Here is a 17294-nt window from a genome sequence, read left to right on the forward strand (position 1 = left end):
GCGATAGTGTGTGTGGTCACCGACATACTCTGAACGTCTCCACCGGGAGGACCCTTTGCGCGAATACGTCGCGGTACCCGCCAACTTCACCGTCCCTGACGACTGGTCCTGCGTTCAGTCGGCATACGACCGCGCGGAGAACACCCCGGAGAACGTGGCGTTCCAGAAGCCCGTCGACGGTCGGTGGACGGACGTCACCAACCGCGAGTTCGCCGAGGAGGTCCGGACGATCGCCCGCGGACTGGTGGCGCTCGGTGTCCGGGCGGGCGATCGGGTCGCCCTGCTGAGCTCCACCCGGTACGAGTGGAATCTCATCGACTTCGCGATCTGGGCCGTCGGCGCGGTCACCGTTCCCGTGTACGACAGCTCCAGCGCCGACCAGATCCACTGGATCATGGAGGACTCCGCGGCCCGGTTGATCATCGTCGAGAACGACATCCACGCCACCACCGCCCGAGAGGGCGTGCAGGGCCTGGAGGTCGCCGACGTCCTGGTGATCGACGGCGCGACCCCGGTCCTCGAGACCCTCGCCTCCGAGGGGGCCACGGTCGACGTCTCGGTGCTCGACGAGCGCCGGGCCTCGGTCCGCGCCGACTCCCCCGCGACGCTGATCTACACCTCGGGGACCACGGGCCGCCCCAAGGGCGTCATGCTCAGCCACCGCAACTTCATGTCCGAGACGCTCGCCGTGCTCGAGACGCCGTTCAGCGGGATCCTGCGGGACGACGCCACCTCGGTGATGTTCCTGCCCCTGGCCCACGTGTTGGCCCGCGCCATCACCTACGCCGGCTTCCACGCCGGCGTGACCATCGCGCATTCCTCCGACCTGACCAACCTGGTCGAGACGTTCGGCGAGATGAAGCCGCACTACATCCTGGCCGTCCCCCGCGTGTTCCAGAAGGTTTTCAACAAGGCCCAGGCGACCGCGCAGGACGGCGGCACGGTCAAGGCGTGGATGTTCGACAAGGCCGCGGACACCGCGGTCGCGTACTCCAAGGCCAACCGGGGTGACGGCCGGGTGGGTCCGCTGCTCGGGCTGCGCCACGCGATCTTCTCGAAGCTGGTCTACGGCAAACTCGTCAACGCGCTCGGTGGGCGTTGCGAGGTCGCCATCTCCGGCGGCGCGGCCCTGGGTGACCGTCTGACCCACTTCTTCGACGGCATCGGGGTCAACATCTTCGAGGGTTACGGCCTGACGGAGACCTGTGCGGCGATCACGGTCAACACCCCGGGGCGGATGCGGATCGGCAGCGTCGGCCAGCCGCTGCCCGGCTGCGCGGTCCGGATCGCGCAGGACGGTGAAGTCGAGGTCAGCGGACCCGTCGTCGCCTCCGGCTACTGGCAGAACGAGGAGGCGACCGCCGAGTCCTTCAGCGACGGCTGGTTCCGCACCGGTGACCTGGGTTCGCTGGACGAGGACGGGTACCTGTCGATCACCGGCCGCAAGAAGGAGATCATCGTGACGGCCGGCGGGAAGAACGTGGCGCCCAACCAGCTCGAGGACGCGCTGCGTGCGGACCCGCTCGTGGCGGAGGCGGTGTGCGTGGGCGACGGCAAGCCGTTCGTCTCGGCCCTGCTGACCCTCGACCCGGAGGCCGTTGAACGGTGGAAGACCCACCACGACAAGTCCGGCTCGTTGTACGAGTTGCTCAAGGACGCCGATCTGATCGAGCACCTGGACCAGGCGCTGGTGCGGGCGAACCGGAGCGTGTCGCACTCCGAGTCGATCAAGAAGTACCACGTCCTCCCGGACCAGTTCACCGAGGAGACCGGTGAGCTCACCGCGTCCCTGAAGGTCAAGCGCAACGTCGTGCACCAGAAGTACGCCCAGCAGATCGAGTCGCTCTACGCCTGATCGGACCGCGCGTCGGAACGCGTGCTCTCGCGGGTCACTCCCCCGAGAGCACGCGTTCCATGTCCCGGGCCAGGTCCTCCCAGCGCCAGTTCTCCAGCACCCAGGTGCGGCCGCGGACCCCCATGGCCGACGCCCTGGGCCGGTCCTCGAGCAGGCCGGCGACGGCGTCGGCGACCTCGCCCTGTGACGTCCCGTCGACCACGAGACCGGTCCGGCCGTCGCGCACCGTCTCCGGGGCACCGCCGCTCCGGCCCGCCACGACCGGCACCCCGCACGCGGACGCCTCCAGGTAGACGATTCCCAGCCCCTCGACGTCCAGCCCTCCCCCTCGGGTCCTGCACGGCATCGCGAAGACGTCCGCGAGTCGGTGGTGGTCGACGATCTCGTCCGCGGGGACGCGGCCGGTGAAGACGACCCGGTCGGCCACCCCGAGGCGGCGTGCCAGTCCTTCCAGCGTGCGCCGATAGGGCCCACCGCCGACGACGACGAGGACCGCCCCGGGCACCCGCCGGGCGATCTCCGGCATCGCCCGGATGAGCATGTCCTGGCCCTTCCGCGGCACGAGGCGGGACAGACACACGATCACGTCGCGGTCCGCGAGTCCGTAACGGTCGCGGATCGCCCTTCGCCGTGCGGGATCCGGCCGGAACCTCTCCGTATCGACGCCACCCGGCTGGTGCACCAGGCGGGCGCGGGGGCCGAACGCCGCCGCGAACCGCCTCCGTGTGTAGTCGCTCACGTAGGTGACCGCGTCGGTGGACTCGCCGATCAGTCGCAGGATCTGGCGCGAGCCCGGCAGCATCGACCAGCCGACCTCGTGTCCGTGTGTGCTCGCGATGATGCGGTCCACGGGGCCCTGCCGTAGCACCGGCGCCATGGCGGCGAGGGGGGCGGCGGCCCCGAACCAGATCGTCGTCGCGCCGAAGTCCGAGGCGAGCCTTCGTGCGCGTGCCGCGAGGTCGGGCGTGGGGAGCAACACCTCGGTGGGCACCCTCTCCACCAGATAGGGCTTGGCGGCGTCGTACTCCGCCGATTCGCCACCCCGGAACGTCGAGGCGAGCACCGCGACGTCCGTCGGGTCCAGGTGGCTCAGATACGTCTCCAGGTACGACTGGATCCCGCCCGGGCGCGGCGGGTAGTCGTTGGTGATCAACAGCGTCTTGGTCATCGGCTCCGAGCCTGCCACACAACCCGGCCCGCCTCGGCCCCGCCCGGTGCGTCGTCCTCGTCGGGAAGGGGCGGAGCGCGATCGGGGACGGCCGGTGTCTGCGCGGGGCGGCCGTGCTTGGCCGGGTCGGCCGGGGTCAGTAGCGGCGGATCCCGTGAATCGGCATCGCGTCGACCTGCTCGAGGCGGACCGGCACACCGTAGGTCGGGGCGTGCAGGACCAGACCGTCGCCGGCGTACATCCCGACGTGGGTGGCGCCGGGGAAGTAGATGACAAGGTCACCGGGCCGGATGTCGTTCATCGCCACCGGGGCGCCCGCGACCGCCTGCGCCTGGCTCGCCCGGGGCAGCGCCTTGCCCTCCTGCGCGTACGACCACACCATGAGACCGGAGCAGTCGAACTCGGACGGGCCCGTCGCGCCCCACGAGTAGGGCGCGCCCAGCCGGGAGAGTGCGACTCGGAGCGCCGCGGAATTGACGTCGTCCACCGGCGGGGCAACGTACCCCTCCGGCACCACCGGTCCGCCGATCCAGAGATCGCGTTGTGCGTCCGACAGTGCGTCGACCCGGCGACGGACCTCATCCATCCGTACCCGCATCTCCTCGGTTCGGCGGGCGAGCGCGTCGGTTCGCTCCTGCGCGACGCGGGCCGCGTCCCGGGCCTCGGCCGCGGAACGCGCGGCCTCTTCCCTGAGCTGCACCGCATCCCGGGACGCAGCTCTGGAGGCGTCCAGTGCACTCGTGGTGGCCCCGGACAGTCGGCGCAGCGTGTCGAGCCTGTCGACCAGGTCCCGGGGGCTCTCGGCGAGCACTGCCGCCCGTGTGGCGCCGGTGTCCCCGCCCCGGTACCGCATGGTCGCGAGGTGATCGACGATGGACTGGTCCCGGCGCGCGGTGCCGTCCGCGAGGGCGGACCGTCCGGCTGCGACCCCGGCGGCCCGTTCGAGGCGGACGCGCTCCCCGTTGGCGCGGTCCAGTTCCCCGCGCGCGAGGTGGAGCTGCTCCCCCAATGCTCCCGCCTCCTCGGACAACCGGGCCAGCTCCGCCAGGTCCTCGCTCATCTCGCCGGGCACCGCTGTGGCGGACGGCGTGGTGGACGGTGCAGTCTGCGACGGAGCGGGGGAAGACGGAGCGGTCGACGACGGAGCGGGAGAAGTCGAAACCTGATCAGGCGGGGTAACCGGACCCGGGACAGGCGCCGTGGTCGCGGTTGGCGACGACCGGTCCGGGGTGGTGGTCTGCGCTCCGGCCGGCGCGGGACCGAGGGTCAACGAGGTGGTCACGGTCGCTGCGATCGCGAGCACGCTGAGGCTGCGGGTCATCTGGTGTCGTCGAACTCTCGGATCCGGGTCACGCAGGGCGCGGGCGCCCAGCCGACGCCTACGGTGGAATCGGGTACCCGAGAGGGGATGTTACAGACGACAGACCCCGCCGGTGACCGGTTCGAGACCGGACGCCGACGGGGTCTGCGGAGGTTCGGGGAGCGACCCGACTCAGTAGTAGCGTGTCGCACCGTAGAACGGCATGGAGTCCACCGGCGCGTAGCTCACCGAGGTGCCCGAGTACGGGGCGTGGACGACCTGGCCGTTGCCGGCGTAGATCCCGACGTGGCTGGCGCCACTGTAGAAGGCGACGATGTCGCCGGGCTGCAGGTCGGCCTTGGAGACCTGGGTGCCGCCGCCGATCTGGGCCTGGCTGGTGCGCGGGATGGAGATCCCCGCCTCCTTGTAGGCCCACGAGGTCAGACCGGAGCAGTCGAACGAGTTGGGGCCGGTAGCGCCCCAGACGTAGGGCGAGCCGACCCGGGTGGTGGCGGCGTCGAGGATGCGCTGGCCGGTCGAGACCACCGGCGCGGGGGCGGCGAACTCGACGGGCGCCGCCTGTGCCTGGGCCTGGGCCAGGCCGGCCGGGAGCTCGATGCCCTCCGGTAGGTCGAACGAGACCTGGTTCGGCACGCCGGGCAGCCGCAGCTCGACGGGGACGTCGACGGTGACGGGTGCGGCGGCGACGGTTCCGGAACCGGCGACAGCGGCTCCGGCTGCGAGCAGGCCGGCGGCGGCGACACGGCGGCCGGTCGAGCTGGTCTTGATGCTGTGGGCTCCCACGAAGACTGTTCCTCTTTCTTCCTGCGGCACCGACCGGGTTAGCTGACGGGTTCGGACACGGAAGTCTGTCCTACGCTTCGGACCTGTAGGCCCTCGTGCGATTCACCCCAGTGGATCTTGGTTCCCCGGTGCGCCCTTCGGCGCTTAGGTGTGACCCCGGCTCCCCGCCGGCAGGCGGGCGATGACTTCCGAGGTCTCGAAAAGGTTACGAAACCGTCTCGTCGAAGTCCAGTTCATCGCTCACGCGGCGACGTCAGCCCCCAGAATCTCGACCGTGGAGACCATTCCGACCTCGCGCAGGACGTCGATCGCCTCGCGGACCTCCGGGTCCAGAACATAGCCGCACGACTCCGGAGATAGCTCGTCCACCTGCGGTTTTCCGGCGTCGAGAACGGCGATGATGCACCCGTCACATGCGGCGGGTCCTGCGGGACACCGCACGCAGTCCATCGTGAACATGATCTACCTCACACTTCGTCCTGGGCGTGTTGCCCGTTCGTTATCGAGCCGCGATCCGGGCCCGGGGTGGTCGTACTGCGGGGCACCCTAGGGACAAGGTCCGACAACCACGGCGGGGCCGGCGGTGTCGGAGGGCGGGGCTACCGTCTCCGCCATGCCCCGATCCCCCTCCCCCGTCTCGACCGGGGTGCAGGCAGCCTTCGACGATCTCGAGCCTCTGCTGTCCGACGTCACGTTCGTCGTGGTCGACCTGGAGACGACGGGCACCCGGACCGGAAGCGACGAGATCACCGAGATCGGCGCGGTACGCGTCCGGGGCGGCGAGGTGCAGGCGGAACTGTCGACGTTCGTCTCGATCGACGGTGCCCTGCCCCGCCACATCAGCAGACTGACGGGGATAGCTCCGGACGACCTCGTCGGTGCCCCGAGTCTCGGCGAGGTGATGTCGACGTTTCTCGAATTCTCCCGCGGGGCCGTCCTCGTCGCCCACAACGCGCGGTTCGACCTGGGCTTCCTGCGGGCCGCCGCCGCGTCGACCGGGCGCCCGTGGCCCGATCCCCCGTCGCTCTGCACCCTGGCTCTCGCGAGGCGGGTGCTGCACCGCGGGGAGACACGAGGCCATCGGTTGGGAGTCCTCGCCGCGCACCTGGGGGCCACCGTGGAGCCCAATCACCGGGCCCTGCAGGACGCCCGCGCCACGGTCGACGTGCTCCACGCACTGATCTCGCGGGTCGGCGACTGCGGGGTCTCGACCCTGTCGGAGCTACGGGCCTACGACGGTCGTCTCTCCCCGGAGGTGAGGCGGCGGGCCGCCATGACCGGCTCGCTGACCGAGGGGCCCGGTGTCTACGTGTTCCGGGATGACGCCGGTGGCGCCCTGTACGTCGGCTCGTCCGGCGCGGTCCGCAGACGGGCCCGGTCCTACTACTCCGGCGGTGACACGCGCGGACGGATGCGCACCATGGTCGGGCTGGCCGACTCGATCGACTCGGTCGCGTGCGCCCACCTCCTCGAGGCGTGGACCGTCGAGGAACAGCTCATCGACTCGCTTCAACCCCCGTTCAACACCCGGTCGCGGAGCCCGCGCCGCGGCTGGTGGCTCACGCCCCCCACCGGCCGCGCCACCCGCCCGAAGGTCGTGCGAACGCCGGACGACCCCGCCGCCATCGGGCCCTTCCGGCGCGCCGAGGACGCCCGGGCCGCCCGGGAGGACCTCCTCGGCGTGTTCGGCACCGCCCCGGGATCCGATCGCTGGGCGGCGCTGGCGGAGGGACGGGACTCCGGCCCCCTGCGGGATCTGGTCGACCGCGTGGAGGTACTCGCGGCCGAGGGCGCGTTCGAACGCGCGGCCAGGCTCCGCGACAGGACCGCAGCTCTCGTGCGGGTCCTCTCCCGACGGCAGGAACTCGCCGCCACGGCCTCGCTGCCCGAGATCGTTCTCGCACAGCCGGCGCCGCGCCGGACGTGGGCGGTCGCGGTGGTGCGCCACGGTCGACTCGCCGGATCCGGGGTCGTCCCGCCGGGAGCGGCACCGATGCCGGTCATCGACGGACTCCGGGCCGCCGCGACCACCGTGCAGCCCGGCCCCGGCCCCTTCGCCGGTGCCACCGCCGCCCAGATCCGGAACGTCCACCGGTGGATCGACTCGACCAGGACACGCATCGTCTCGGTCGAGGGTTGCTGGACGCTCCCCCTTGACGGGGCGCACACGCTGACCGGCTGGGCGGCCCTGGCCGAGAGCGCCGCCGCCGAGCACCGCGGGACGGGACTCGTCAGCGCACGCTGAACCCGGCCCACTTCTCGAGCAGCCGCCCCGCCTCGCCGTCGTCGATCGCCGCCGCGGCCCGGTCCACCGCGGCCCGCATGGCAGGTACCAGGTCGGAACCACGCTCGAGACCGTCGAAGGCCACCAGCGCGGCCGCGGAGTTGAGCAATACCGCATCGCGGACCGGGCCCCGCGCTCCCGCGAGGAGATCGCGGGCGACCCCGGCGTTGTGGACGCCGTCCCCACCCCGTAGTTCCTCGATCGAGCAGGCGCTCATCCCGAAGTCGGCGGGCTCGACCTGATCCTCGTCCACATGACCGCCCGAGACCCGCAGGACCCGGGTGGGACCGGTCATGGTGATCTCGTCGAGACCATCCGACCCACGCACCACGAGCGCCGACTTACCGCGCAACGCGAACACCTCCGCCATCACCGTCATCAGCCCCTCGAAGGCGCAGCCGATGAGGTTCGCGGCGGGTGCCGCGGGATTCGTGAGAGGCCCGAGGATGTTGAAGACGGTCGGGATCCCGATCTCACGCCGGGGAGTCGCGGCGAAACGCAGCGCGGGATGGAACACGGGCGCGAAGCAGAAGGCCACGCCCACCTCGTCGAGGCACCGCCCGACGTCCTCCGGGCCGAGGTCGATCGCCACCCCGAGCGCCTCGAGCACATCGGCACCGCCGCTCTTGGACGACGCCGCCCGGTTGCCGTGCTTGACCACGGGCACCCCGCAGGCGCTCACCACGAGAGAGGACATCGTGGAGATGTTCACCGTGCCCTGGCGGTCGCCACCGGTACCGACGATGTCCACGCAGGGACGATCAGTGGGCACCCGACGGGAGTAGTCGAGCATGGTCGAGGCCAGCGCGTCGAGCTCCGGACCCGTGACGCCCTTCATTTTCAGGGCAACGCCGAAGGCTGCGATCTGAGCGTCGGTGGCGACACCCTCCATGATCCGGGACATCGCCCACCCGGCCTCCGCCGGATCGAGGTCCCCGCCCGCGGTGAGGGTACCGAGAACCCCGGGCCACGACCGGCCCCCGTCGAACGCTGCCGAACTGCCCACGTGTCCCGACCTCCTCTGGTGTCATGGAAACGGACACGCCCCACAGGGCGCCGCCCGCACGTCGTCAATCGTGCCACTGTTCCGACCCGGCCCGTGCGCTGACACCCTGCACTCCGGCGGCGGCGAGCGGCCGGTGCTCGCCTGAGAGTGCCCTGATAGCCCCTGCAAGGGGGACCAATACCGACCCTTGCCCTGAGAGTTTCCGAAGCGACCTGCGGAAACGCTGGACAGACACGCCGATTTCGGGGGTCCGTGCAGACTCGTCCCTCCTCAGGGGTCATACTTGGCCACGTGACGAGCGCAGTAGATAACTCAGGATCGGCCATGGCCCAGCGTGTTCATTCGCTGAATCGGCCGAACATGGTCAGTGTGGGCACCATTGTCTGGCTGTCCCAGGAGCTGATGTTCTTCGCGGGCCTGTTCGCGATGTACTTCGTCTCCAAGGCGAACTCGGGAGGTGACTGGCCTTCCTATCCCGTACACCTCAATGTGCCGTACGCCCTGACGATCACCGTCATCCTGGTGGCGTCGTCGTTCACCTGCCAGATGGGCGTCTTCGCCGCCGAGCAGGGTGACGTCTTCGGACTCCGCAGGTGGTACATGATCTCCGCCTTGATGGGAACAGTGTTCCTCATCGGACAGACGTACGAGTACGTGATGCTCTACCTCGAGGGCGTCACGATCTCGTCGAGCGTCTACGGGTCGGTATTCTTCATTACCACCGGTTTCCATGGGCTTCACGTGTTGGCGGGCGTCCTGGCGTTCGTCGTACTGGTCATGCGGACCACGATGTCGCGATTCACGCCGGCGCAGGCCACAGCCGCCATCGTCGTGTCGTATTACTGGCACTTTGTCGACGTGGTCTGGATCGGACTTTTCGTCACCATCTACTTCATTCAGTAGTCAGCTGGCCGCAGGACGCTGTGTCCAGCGGGTCCCAACTCCAAAGGGAACTCACAATGAACTCTCCTCTCCCACCCGCTGCCGATACGCCGTCGCCGGACCCCGTTGTGGCTCCAGCGCGCCCAGTGTCCACGAAGCGTCGCCGGAAGGCAGTCGGCGCGCTAGTCATCGCGGGCGGCCTCGTCGGGGCGGGCGCTGTCGCCACGGCTGTCATTCCCGAGCCACAGGTCGCGACGGCTCAACAGGACCAGGCCGCGCTCATCGCCGACGGAAAGCAGCTCTACGAGGTCTCCTGTGTCACCTGCCACGGGATAAATCTCCAAGGCGTCAAGGACCGCGGTCCATCCTTGGTCGGCACGGGCGCGGGAGCGACGTACTTCCAGGTGAACTCCGGCCGCATGCCGGCGGCGGACAACGAGGCCCAGGCGGAGCGCAAGAAGCCCCGCTACAGCGAGCACCAGATCATCGCGCTCGCAGCGTATGTCGACCTCTACGGTGGCGGCCCCGAGGTCGTCACCGACCCGGACGGCACCATCGCCCAGGAGTCGCTGCGCGGTGCCTCCGGTCAGGCCCGCGCCGAGGAGATCGCACGCGGTTCAGAGCTCTTCCGCCTCAACTGTGCGTCCTGCCACAACTTCACCGGTCGCGGCGGCGCTCTGTCGTCGGGCAAATACGCCCCCACTCTCGACCCTGCCAATGAGCAGGAGATCTACCAGGCCATGCTCACCGGACCCCAGAACATGCCCAAATTCTCGGACCGTCAACTCACCCCTGACGAGAAGAAGGACATCATCGCGTTCGTCAAGGACTCGGATTCCAAGGTCTCGCCCGGAGGCTACGGCCTCGGCGGCCTCGGTCCCGTGACCGAGGGTGTGGCCATGTGGCTTGTCGGCATCGTCGCCCTCATCGGCGCGACCCTGTGGATCGGATCCCGTTCATGAGTGAGACCCCGAAGAACCCGTCCCCTGCGGATCTCGACCGGATGAGCGATGCCGAGCTCGTGCGCATGGGCACCGAACTCGACGAGGTCGACGTCCGGTTCCGCGAGGCCCGTTTCCCGGAGGGCACCACCACCCGCGCCGAGAAGCGCGCGGCGCTGACCGTCACCACCTGGTTCGCGCTGTCGGCACTGTTCGGCCTCGCCTTCGCCGTCGTCTACATCTTCTGGCCGTGGGAGTACCGCGGCGAGGGTGAGGACGGCTACTGGTTGTACATGACCTACACGCCACTGCTCGGCCTGACGATCGGGCTGTCGATCCTGTTCCTGGGCTTCGGCGCGGTGCAGTTCACCAAGAAGTTCATCCCCGAGGAGATCTCGGTCCAGACCCGCCACGACGGCGCCTCGGACGATCTCGACCGGCGCACCTTCGTCGCCGAGCTCAACGACTCGTGGAAGACCTCCACCCTCGGCCGCCGCAAGGTCATGGGCGGCTTCCTCGGCGCGGGTGTGGGGCTCATCGGCCTCTCCGCGATCCTGCCGCTCGGCGGCATGATCAAGAACCCGTGGAAGCGCGGGGAGATGACCCTCGCCGGTGACGGCACGCTGCACACCACCGGGTGGACCCTGGCGTCCGACACCCGTCCCGACGGCCTCCCGCCGGAGAAGGTCTACCTCGGCCGCGACACCGGCAAGGTCTACCCCGACGGGCACCCGCCGGCCGGCGAGGGTCGCCTCGAGCGCATCCGTGTGGACGACCTGTCCGCCGGTGGCCTCGAGTCCGTCTTCCCCCTCCCCGCCAGCGCCCTGGGCAACTTCGAGGAGCACATGCACTCGATCCACGGCTCACGCAACGCGGTCATGCTGATCCGTTTCCGTCCCGAGGACGCGGCCCGCGTGACCAAGCGCAAGGGCCAGGAGAACTTCAACTACGGCGACCTGTACGCCTACTCGAAGATCTGCACCCACCTCGGCTGCCCCACGTCGCTGTACGAGCAGCAGACCCATCGATTCCTCTGCCCGTGCCACCAGTCGCAGTTCGACGCGCTCGAGTACGCAAAGCCGATCTTCGGCCCCGCCGCCCGTGCACTGCCGCAGCTGCCCATCGCCGCCGACAGCGAGGGTTACCTCGTTGCCAACGGTGACTTCATCGAGCCGGTCGGACCTGCCTTCTGGGAGCGTCGTTCATGAGCAACAACACGAGACTCGCGGCACTGGGCGACGGCCTCGACGCGCGGTACACCATGGCCAAGGGTCTGCGCCGGCAGATCAACAAGGTCTTCCCGACCCACTGGTCCTTCCTGCTGGGCGAGATCGCCCTGTACAGCTTCATCATCCTGCTGATCTCGGGTGTCTACCTCACCCTGTTCTTCGACCCCTCCATGTCGAAGGTGATCTACCAGGGTGCGTACGCGCCGCTCAACGGAATCGAGATGTCTCGTGCCTACGAGACCGCGCTGGACATCTCGTTCGAGGTCCGTGGCGGACTCTTCGTGCGGCAGATCCACCACTGGGCGGCCCTGCTGTTCGTGGCGTCGATGGTCGTCCACATGATCCGCATCTTCTTCACCGGTGCGTTCCGCCGCCCGCGTGAGGCCAACTGGACCATCGGTTGCGTGCTGCTGCTCCTGGGCATCGTCGAGGGCTTCCTCGGCTACGGTCTGCCGGACGACGTGCTCTCGGGCACCGGCCTCCGCATCACCTCCGGGATCATCGTGGGTCTGCCCGTGATCGGAACCTGGATGCACTGGATGATCTTCGGCGGGGACTTCCCCGGCGAGATCATGATCCCGCGCTTCTACGTCCTGCACGTGCTGATCATCCCGGCCATCATCCTCGCGCTGATCGCCGCTCACCTCGCGCTGGTGTGGTACCAGAAACACACGCAGTTCCCCGGGCCCGGCCGCACGGAGAAGAACGTCGTCGGCGTCCGGATCCTCCCGGTCTTCGCCGTCAAGTCGATCGCGTTCGGTGCCATCACCGTCGGCATGCTCATGCTCTTCGCGGGCCTGTTCACGATCAACGCGATATGGAACCTCGGGCCATACAACCCGTCGCACATCTCCGCCGGTTCGCAGCCCGACTGGTACATGCTGTGGACCGAGGGCGGCGCCCGTGTGATGCCGGCCTGGGAGCTCTACCTCGGCCCGTACACGATCCCGGCGACCACCTGGGTGGCCGTCATGCTCGGTGCCATGGTCGTGCTGATGTTCCTGTACCCGCAGATCGAGGCCAAGATCACGGGGGACAAGGCGCACCACAACCTGCTCCAGCGTCCGCGCGACGTGCCGGTCCGTACCGCCTCGGGCATGATGGCGATCACTTTCTACGTGATCCTGGTCCTGATGGGTTCCAACGACCTCATCGCGTACCACTTCGCCATCTCGCTCAACGCGACGACGTGGGCCGGTCGCATCGGGCTCATCCTGCTGCCGCCGCTGGTGTACTTCGCCACCTACCGCCTGTGCCTGGGTCTCCAGCGCGCGGACCGCGAGGTGTTGGAGCACGGCATCGAGACCGGCATCATCATGCGGATGCCGCAGGGCGAGTTCATCGAGGTGCACCAGCCGCTCGGCGAGATGGACGAGCACGGCCATGCCGTTCCGCTCGCCTACGCCGGCGCCAAGGTGCCCACCAAGATGAACCAGCTCGGTGTGGCCGGCCGTCCCCCGCGGGGCGCTCTCAAGGCCGATCCGGTCGAGGAGGCCCGTCTGCTCGAGGACGCCGACCACGACAAGCACCACCGCGAGCACTCGATGCTCACCACGTTGCAGGAGGAGAACCGGACTCGTCGCCACGACGGGCACTGATTCCCCGACAGCACCCGACCGCGGGCCGGATCTCCACCTGGAGGTCCGGCCCGCGGTCGTCGGAAGCCAGCCGTCGCGGCCGAGGGGAGGCACAGATGAGCGACGATCGGATGCCGGTGGGCCCCGGACGCGGAGGACTCGTGCTCACCGACGAGGTCGACCGCGCACTCGACCTTCTGCACTCGGGACACGATCTCTTTCTCACCGGTAGGGCCGGAACCGGAAAGTCGACCCTGATCCGCCGGTTCCTCGCCGAGACCGACCACCCCACCCTCGTCGCCGCGCCCACCGGGATCGCAGCCCTCACCGTGGGCGGCTACACCATCCACCGGCTGTTCGGCTTCCACCCCGACCACACGGTCGACCACGTGCGCAGCAGCGCCTACCGTCCCGGGCGATTCACCCAGGCCCTCGCCGGCGCCCACACGCTCGTCATCGACGAGGTGTCGATGTTGCGGGCCGACGTCTTCGACATGGTCGCCATCGCGCTCGAGAGGTTCGGCCCGGACCCGACGATGCCGTTCGGGGGCGTCCGGCTCGTCCTCGTCGGTGACCTCTTCCAGCTACCGCCGGTGGTGACGGCCTCCGAGAGATCGTCCTTCGAGGCGACCTACCCGACGCCGTACTTCTTCTCGGCCGAGCGCTACCACCCCGAGCACTTCCCCACCGTCGACCTCACCCATGTCTTCCGGCAGTCCGGTGACCCGGAGCTCACCGCGATCCTCAACTCGATCCGCGAGGGCGCTCTCGTCGGCCCGGCGCGCGAACGGCTCAACTCCCGCACCGACCCGGACTTCGATCCGCCGGACGCCGAGTTCTGGCTGACGCTCACCACCACCAACCGCAGGGCCGCGAGCCACAACCAACACCGCCTCGATCGGCTGTCCGGGTCGGAACTGGCGATGGAGGCGACGCTCACCGGCGATCTCACCGGGTTCGAGCTCCCCACCCGGGAGGTGCTGGGGTTCAAGGTCGGCGCGCAGGTCATGATGCTCACCAATGACCCGGCGGACCGTTGGGTGAACGGATCCATCGGACGGGTGCTCGATGTGACCCTCGGGCGACGGGGCGACCGCGGAGAGCGAGGGCCCGTCGTCGTCGTCGCCTTCATCGGCGGTGAGGCCGCCGAGGTCGCGCTCCACACCTGGGACGTCACCCGACCGGTGACGGACGGCGGCGGTATGCGACACGAGGTGGTCGGGTCCTTCACTCAGTTCCCGTTCACCCTCGCCTGGGCGGTGACCATCCACAAGAGCCAGGGACAGACCCTGGACAGGGTCGTCGTGGACCTCGGCGGCGGCACGTTCGTGGCGGGGCAGCTCTACGTGGCGTTGAGCCGCTGTCGGTCGCTGGGAGGCCTCGTCCTCACCCGGCCGGTGCTGCCCGGGGACCTCAAGACCGACCGGCGGATCATCCGATTCCTGCGGGCGCCGGACGGTGGGCCCTCGGCCCGCCGCTGCTGTGCTGTCGCGGTGGTGTCCGTCGGCGAGGACGGGCCCCGGTCCCGGCCCCGGCCGGTGGAGCTCGCCATCGCCTTCCCCGACGGCACCGCGGTGACGACGCTGGTCAATCCCCAGCGCGACCTGGCCCGGGCGCGGACGGACTACGGCATCACCGTCTCCGATGTCCTTCTCGCCCCCACGCTCCTCGAGGCGTGGTCGATGGTCGCCCCACTGGTGGACGGGCACACCCCGGTCGGCGTGGACCTCGACGTCACTCTCGGTCGACTGGACGCCGAGTTCGCGCGCCTGGGAGGCACGGTGCCGTTGCCGGTCGGGGTCGACATCCCCACCGACGCCCTCACCCCGGGTGAGCGGGCACGTGGCCGCTCCGGATCGGCCCTCGCGCGTGCGCGGGTGGCGCTCGAGGCCCACGGGCGGCTGCACCTGGATGACGCGGCGGCCGGCACGTTCGACGCCGACCTCGTCGACGAGGCCGCGGTCGGCTACCTGCTCAGCCGCGACGCCGACGTCCGCCCACCGACCTCCGAGGTACTCCCCCAACTGTCGGCGATGCTCGGTATCAGCGCCGAGGTCGGGGCCGCTCTGTTGGGGCGCCCCCGCCGCGGTGGGCGCCCGGGGGCCGAGGTCGACGACGACGACGACGACGACGACGACGAGATCGTCACCCCGGGCGACCGCGATCTCCGGGCAGGCGCGCGCGGACTCGTCGCCGGGCAGATCCGACGCGCCGCGAAGCGGGTGCCGATGACCGCCGACGTGCTGGAGCGGCTCCGGCTGGCCTCCGAGATCGTGGGCTCGGACCTGACGCCGGGGCTGGAGGCTCCGCCGGAGGCGGGCGCGGCGGACGTCCTGCGGCCCGGGACGCGGGTGTGTTTCTCCGGCAGCGCCCTGGACCGCAGCGGCGTCCTCGTGTCCCGGGACGAGATGGAGGCCCTCGCCCTCGGCCGTGGCCTGGTTCCCGTCGGTGCGGTCACCAAGAGTCGCTGCGACGCCCTGGTGGTCGCGGAGCCGGGCAGCCAGTCGACCAAGGCGAGGGCGGCCCACAAGTGGAGCACGCCGGTCATCGCGGCCGCGGACTTCCTCGCATGGGCCGGCCGCTGACCGGGGTGGTTCGTCGCCGGCGCCGGCGCCGTGCTCAGGGAGCGATCGGGAGGGCCTGTCCGGCCATGTCGGCCACCGCCCGGTACGCCATGGTCATCCCGGACCCCAGGGGCACCCCCGGCCCCGGGTAGGCCTCACCGGAGACCGACGCGGACGAGTTGCCGGCGGCGTAGAGACCCGGGATGGGGCGACCGTCCGCGTCGACCGCGGCGCCGTTCGCGTCGATGACCGCACCGCCCTTGGTGCCGAGGTCGCCGAGGACGAGTCGGACGGCGTGGAGCTGGTCGCCGCCGACGGGCCGCAGGCACTGATCGGCCGTGGCGGCACCCAGGAAGAACCGCCCGTACGGGTCCTCGCCGCGGGCGAAGTCGGCGTCGCGCCCCTGCTCGGCGAAGCCGTTGAACCGGTCCACGCTCTCGCGCAACGCGGCGGGATCGAGCCCGGTGGCCTCGGCCAGTTCCTCGACGGATCCCGCGGTGTGCCACAGGCCGGCCCCGCGCAACGCGTCGGGCTCGGGTGCGGGGATACAGATCGCCGGGTAGCCGCCGGCCTCGGCGTCGTCGAACACCAACCAGAACTCGTCACCGGCCCCGTCGGCCATGCGGGCGTGCATCTTGCGCCCCATCTGGTCGTACGGCAGCAGTTCGTTGGCGAATCGCCGGCCGGTGCCGTCGACGATGATCCCGGAGCGGAAGCCCAGGGTGAACGCGGCGTGCCCGTTGGGGAACAGCGTGGCGGGGCACCACCAGGACTGGTCGAGCAGGTCCAGCTCCGCGCCGACCTGCTCGAACATGCGGACGGCGTCGCCCGAGCCCGTGGCGGGGTGGGACGAGGACCAGTCGGCGGTGGGCATGTCCTGCCAGCGGCGGCGGAGGTCCGCCGACCGTTCGAAACCGCCGGCGGCGACCAGTACCCCACGGCGTGCGCCCAGCACCTGCCGGCCGGAGACACCGTTCACGACCACCCCGACGACACGTCCGTCGTCGTCACGGACCAGTTCCTCGGCGGCGGTGTTCAGTCGGGTCTCCGCGGTGCCCATCGCGTCGAGTGCGAGTACGAGTCGCGCCACCCAGGCCCTGCCGCCCTCGAGCTTGGCGGTGTCCTCGTCCGCGCCGAACTGGTCAGCCGGAACCGGCGGACGGATGTCGGTCGCCCGGTCGCCGACCTCCTCGCCCTTGATGGGCTTGGGGTAGATGCTCCGGCCGAGTTCCTGGCGCCCCGGGGCGTCGAAGTAGTCGGGGAAGGCCTGGAAGCGGGTCGGGATGCCCAGCTCGTCCTGCAGGAACTCGACGACCTGCGGCCCGGTGTTGAGGAACGCGTCCTGGACGTCGGCGGCGGTGCGGTCCCCCACCACGGCGCGGAAGTAGGTGCGCCCCCGCTCGACGGAGTCCTCGACCCCGTCCCGGGCGAGGACGGAGTTGCCAGGGAGCCACACGGCGCCGCCGGAGTACGCAGAGGTCCCCCCGAAGCGGTCGGTCTTCTCGATCAGGCAGGTCGACAGACCCCGGGCGGCGGCGGCCGCGGCACCGAAGAGGGCTGCCACCCCCGACCCCACGACCACCACGTCGAATTCCGCGTCGAATGTGTTGTCCTGCGCCGTCACGGCAGCCCCTCATCGTCATCCAGCTCTGGTGGAACACGTTCCAGTTTCTGCCGTGACCCT

Annotated in this window: 13 protein-coding genes and 1 riboswitch; of the genes, 7 read left to right on the forward strand and 6 right to left on the reverse strand. The window is 70.0% G+C overall.

What is annotated here, in order from left to right:
• Positions 1-55 precede the first annotated feature (55 nt).
• On the forward strand, positions 56-1855 hold the full coding sequence (locus CK206_RS04310; RefSeq protein ID WP_096905658.1) for a long-chain fatty acid--CoA ligase: 1800 nt from the start codon (positions 56-58) through the stop codon (positions 1853-1855).
• Between the two features lie 34 nt (positions 1856-1889).
• Here CK206_RS04310 and CK206_RS04315 read toward each other — a convergent pair whose 3' ends face one another.
• The 4 genes from CK206_RS04315 to CK206_RS04330 all read right to left on the reverse strand — a co-directional run bounded on the left by CK206_RS04315 (position 1890) and on the right by CK206_RS04330 (position 5586).
• Positions 1890-3023: a glycosyltransferase family 4 protein gene (locus CK206_RS04315; RefSeq protein WP_067713719.1), complete on the reverse strand. Its 1134-nt coding sequence runs from the start codon at positions 3021-3023 to the stop codon at positions 1890-1892.
• A gap of 136 nt (positions 3024-3159) precedes the next feature.
• Positions 3160-4083: an NlpC/P60 family protein gene (locus tag CK206_RS04320; protein ID WP_227022238.1), complete on the reverse strand. Its 924-nt coding sequence runs from the start codon at positions 4081-4083 to the stop codon at positions 3160-3162.
• A 432-nt stretch (positions 4084-4515) separates the two neighbouring features.
• Positions 4516-5127, reverse strand: coding sequence for a C40 family peptidase (locus CK206_RS04325; protein ID WP_096905660.1), 612 nt, complete (start codon positions 5125-5127; stop codon positions 4516-4518).
• Positions 5128-5139: 12 nt separating this feature from the next.
• Positions 5140-5288, reverse strand: a riboswitch (cyclic di-AMP (ydaO/yuaA leader).
• Positions 5289-5367: 79 nt separating this feature from the next.
• Entirely contained in the window at positions 5368-5586 is a 219-nt protein-coding gene (locus CK206_RS04330; protein ID WP_096905661.1) for a hypothetical protein, read from the reverse strand.
• Positions 5587-5740: 154 nt separating this feature from the next.
• Between CK206_RS04330 and CK206_RS20650 the strand changes: the two genes are divergently transcribed.
• Positions 5741-7372, forward strand: coding sequence for a DEDD exonuclease domain-containing protein (locus CK206_RS20650; RefSeq protein ID WP_268091943.1), 1632 nt, complete (start codon positions 5741-5743; stop codon positions 7370-7372).
• Here the strand turns inward: CK206_RS20650 and trpD are convergent.
• The gene (gene trpD / locus CK206_RS04340) at positions 7359-8417 is read right to left on the reverse strand and encodes an anthranilate phosphoribosyltransferase (RefSeq protein ID WP_096905663.1); all 1059 of its coding nucleotides are present in this window, start codon (positions 8415-8417) and stop codon (positions 7359-7361) included. The genes CK206_RS20650 and trpD overlap by 14 nt on opposite strands.
• Before the next feature lie 291 nt (positions 8418-8708).
• On the opposite strand from trpD, the gene CK206_RS04345 reads away from it, so the two are divergent.
• From CK206_RS04345 to CK206_RS04365, 5 genes are all read left to right on the forward strand, one after another.
• On the forward strand, positions 8709-9320 hold the full coding sequence (locus tag CK206_RS04345) for a heme-copper oxidase subunit III (protein WP_067713706.1): 612 nt from the start codon (positions 8709-8711) through the stop codon (positions 9318-9320).
• A 56-nt stretch (positions 9321-9376) separates the two neighbouring features.
• Positions 9377-10261: a c-type cytochrome gene (locus CK206_RS04350; protein ID WP_096905664.1), complete on the forward strand. Its 885-nt coding sequence runs from the start codon at positions 9377-9379 to the stop codon at positions 10259-10261.
• Positions 10258-11448, forward strand: a complete 1191-nt coding sequence (locus CK206_RS04355) for a ubiquinol-cytochrome c reductase iron-sulfur subunit (RefSeq protein ID WP_096905665.1) — start codon at positions 10258-10260, stop codon at positions 11446-11448. The genes CK206_RS04350 and CK206_RS04355 overlap by 4 nt, the downstream gene beginning before the upstream one ends.
• Complete coding sequence (locus CK206_RS04360; protein ID WP_096905666.1) at positions 11445-13067, forward strand: cytochrome bc complex cytochrome b subunit; 1623 nt, start codon at positions 11445-11447, stop codon at positions 13065-13067. Before CK206_RS04355 ends, CK206_RS04360 begins: the two co-directional genes overlap by 4 nt.
• Positions 13068-13162: 95 nt before the next feature.
• A complete protein-coding gene (locus tag CK206_RS04365; protein ID WP_216824117.1) occupies positions 13163-15631 on the forward strand; it encodes an AAA family ATPase in 2469 nt (822 codons plus the stop codon).
• Between the two features lie 34 nt (positions 15632-15665).
• On the opposite strand, the gene CK206_RS04370 is transcribed toward CK206_RS04365, so the two are convergent.
• A complete protein-coding gene (locus CK206_RS04370; protein ID WP_096905667.1) occupies positions 15666-17234 on the reverse strand; it encodes an FAD-dependent oxidoreductase in 1569 nt (522 codons plus the stop codon).
• Positions 17235-17294: the final 60 nt, after the last annotated feature.

The sequence above is a fragment of the Dietzia sp. WMMA184 genome, assembly GCF_002441635.1.
GTDB lineage: Bacteria > Actinomycetota > Actinomycetes > Mycobacteriales > Mycobacteriaceae > Dietzia > Dietzia kunjamensis.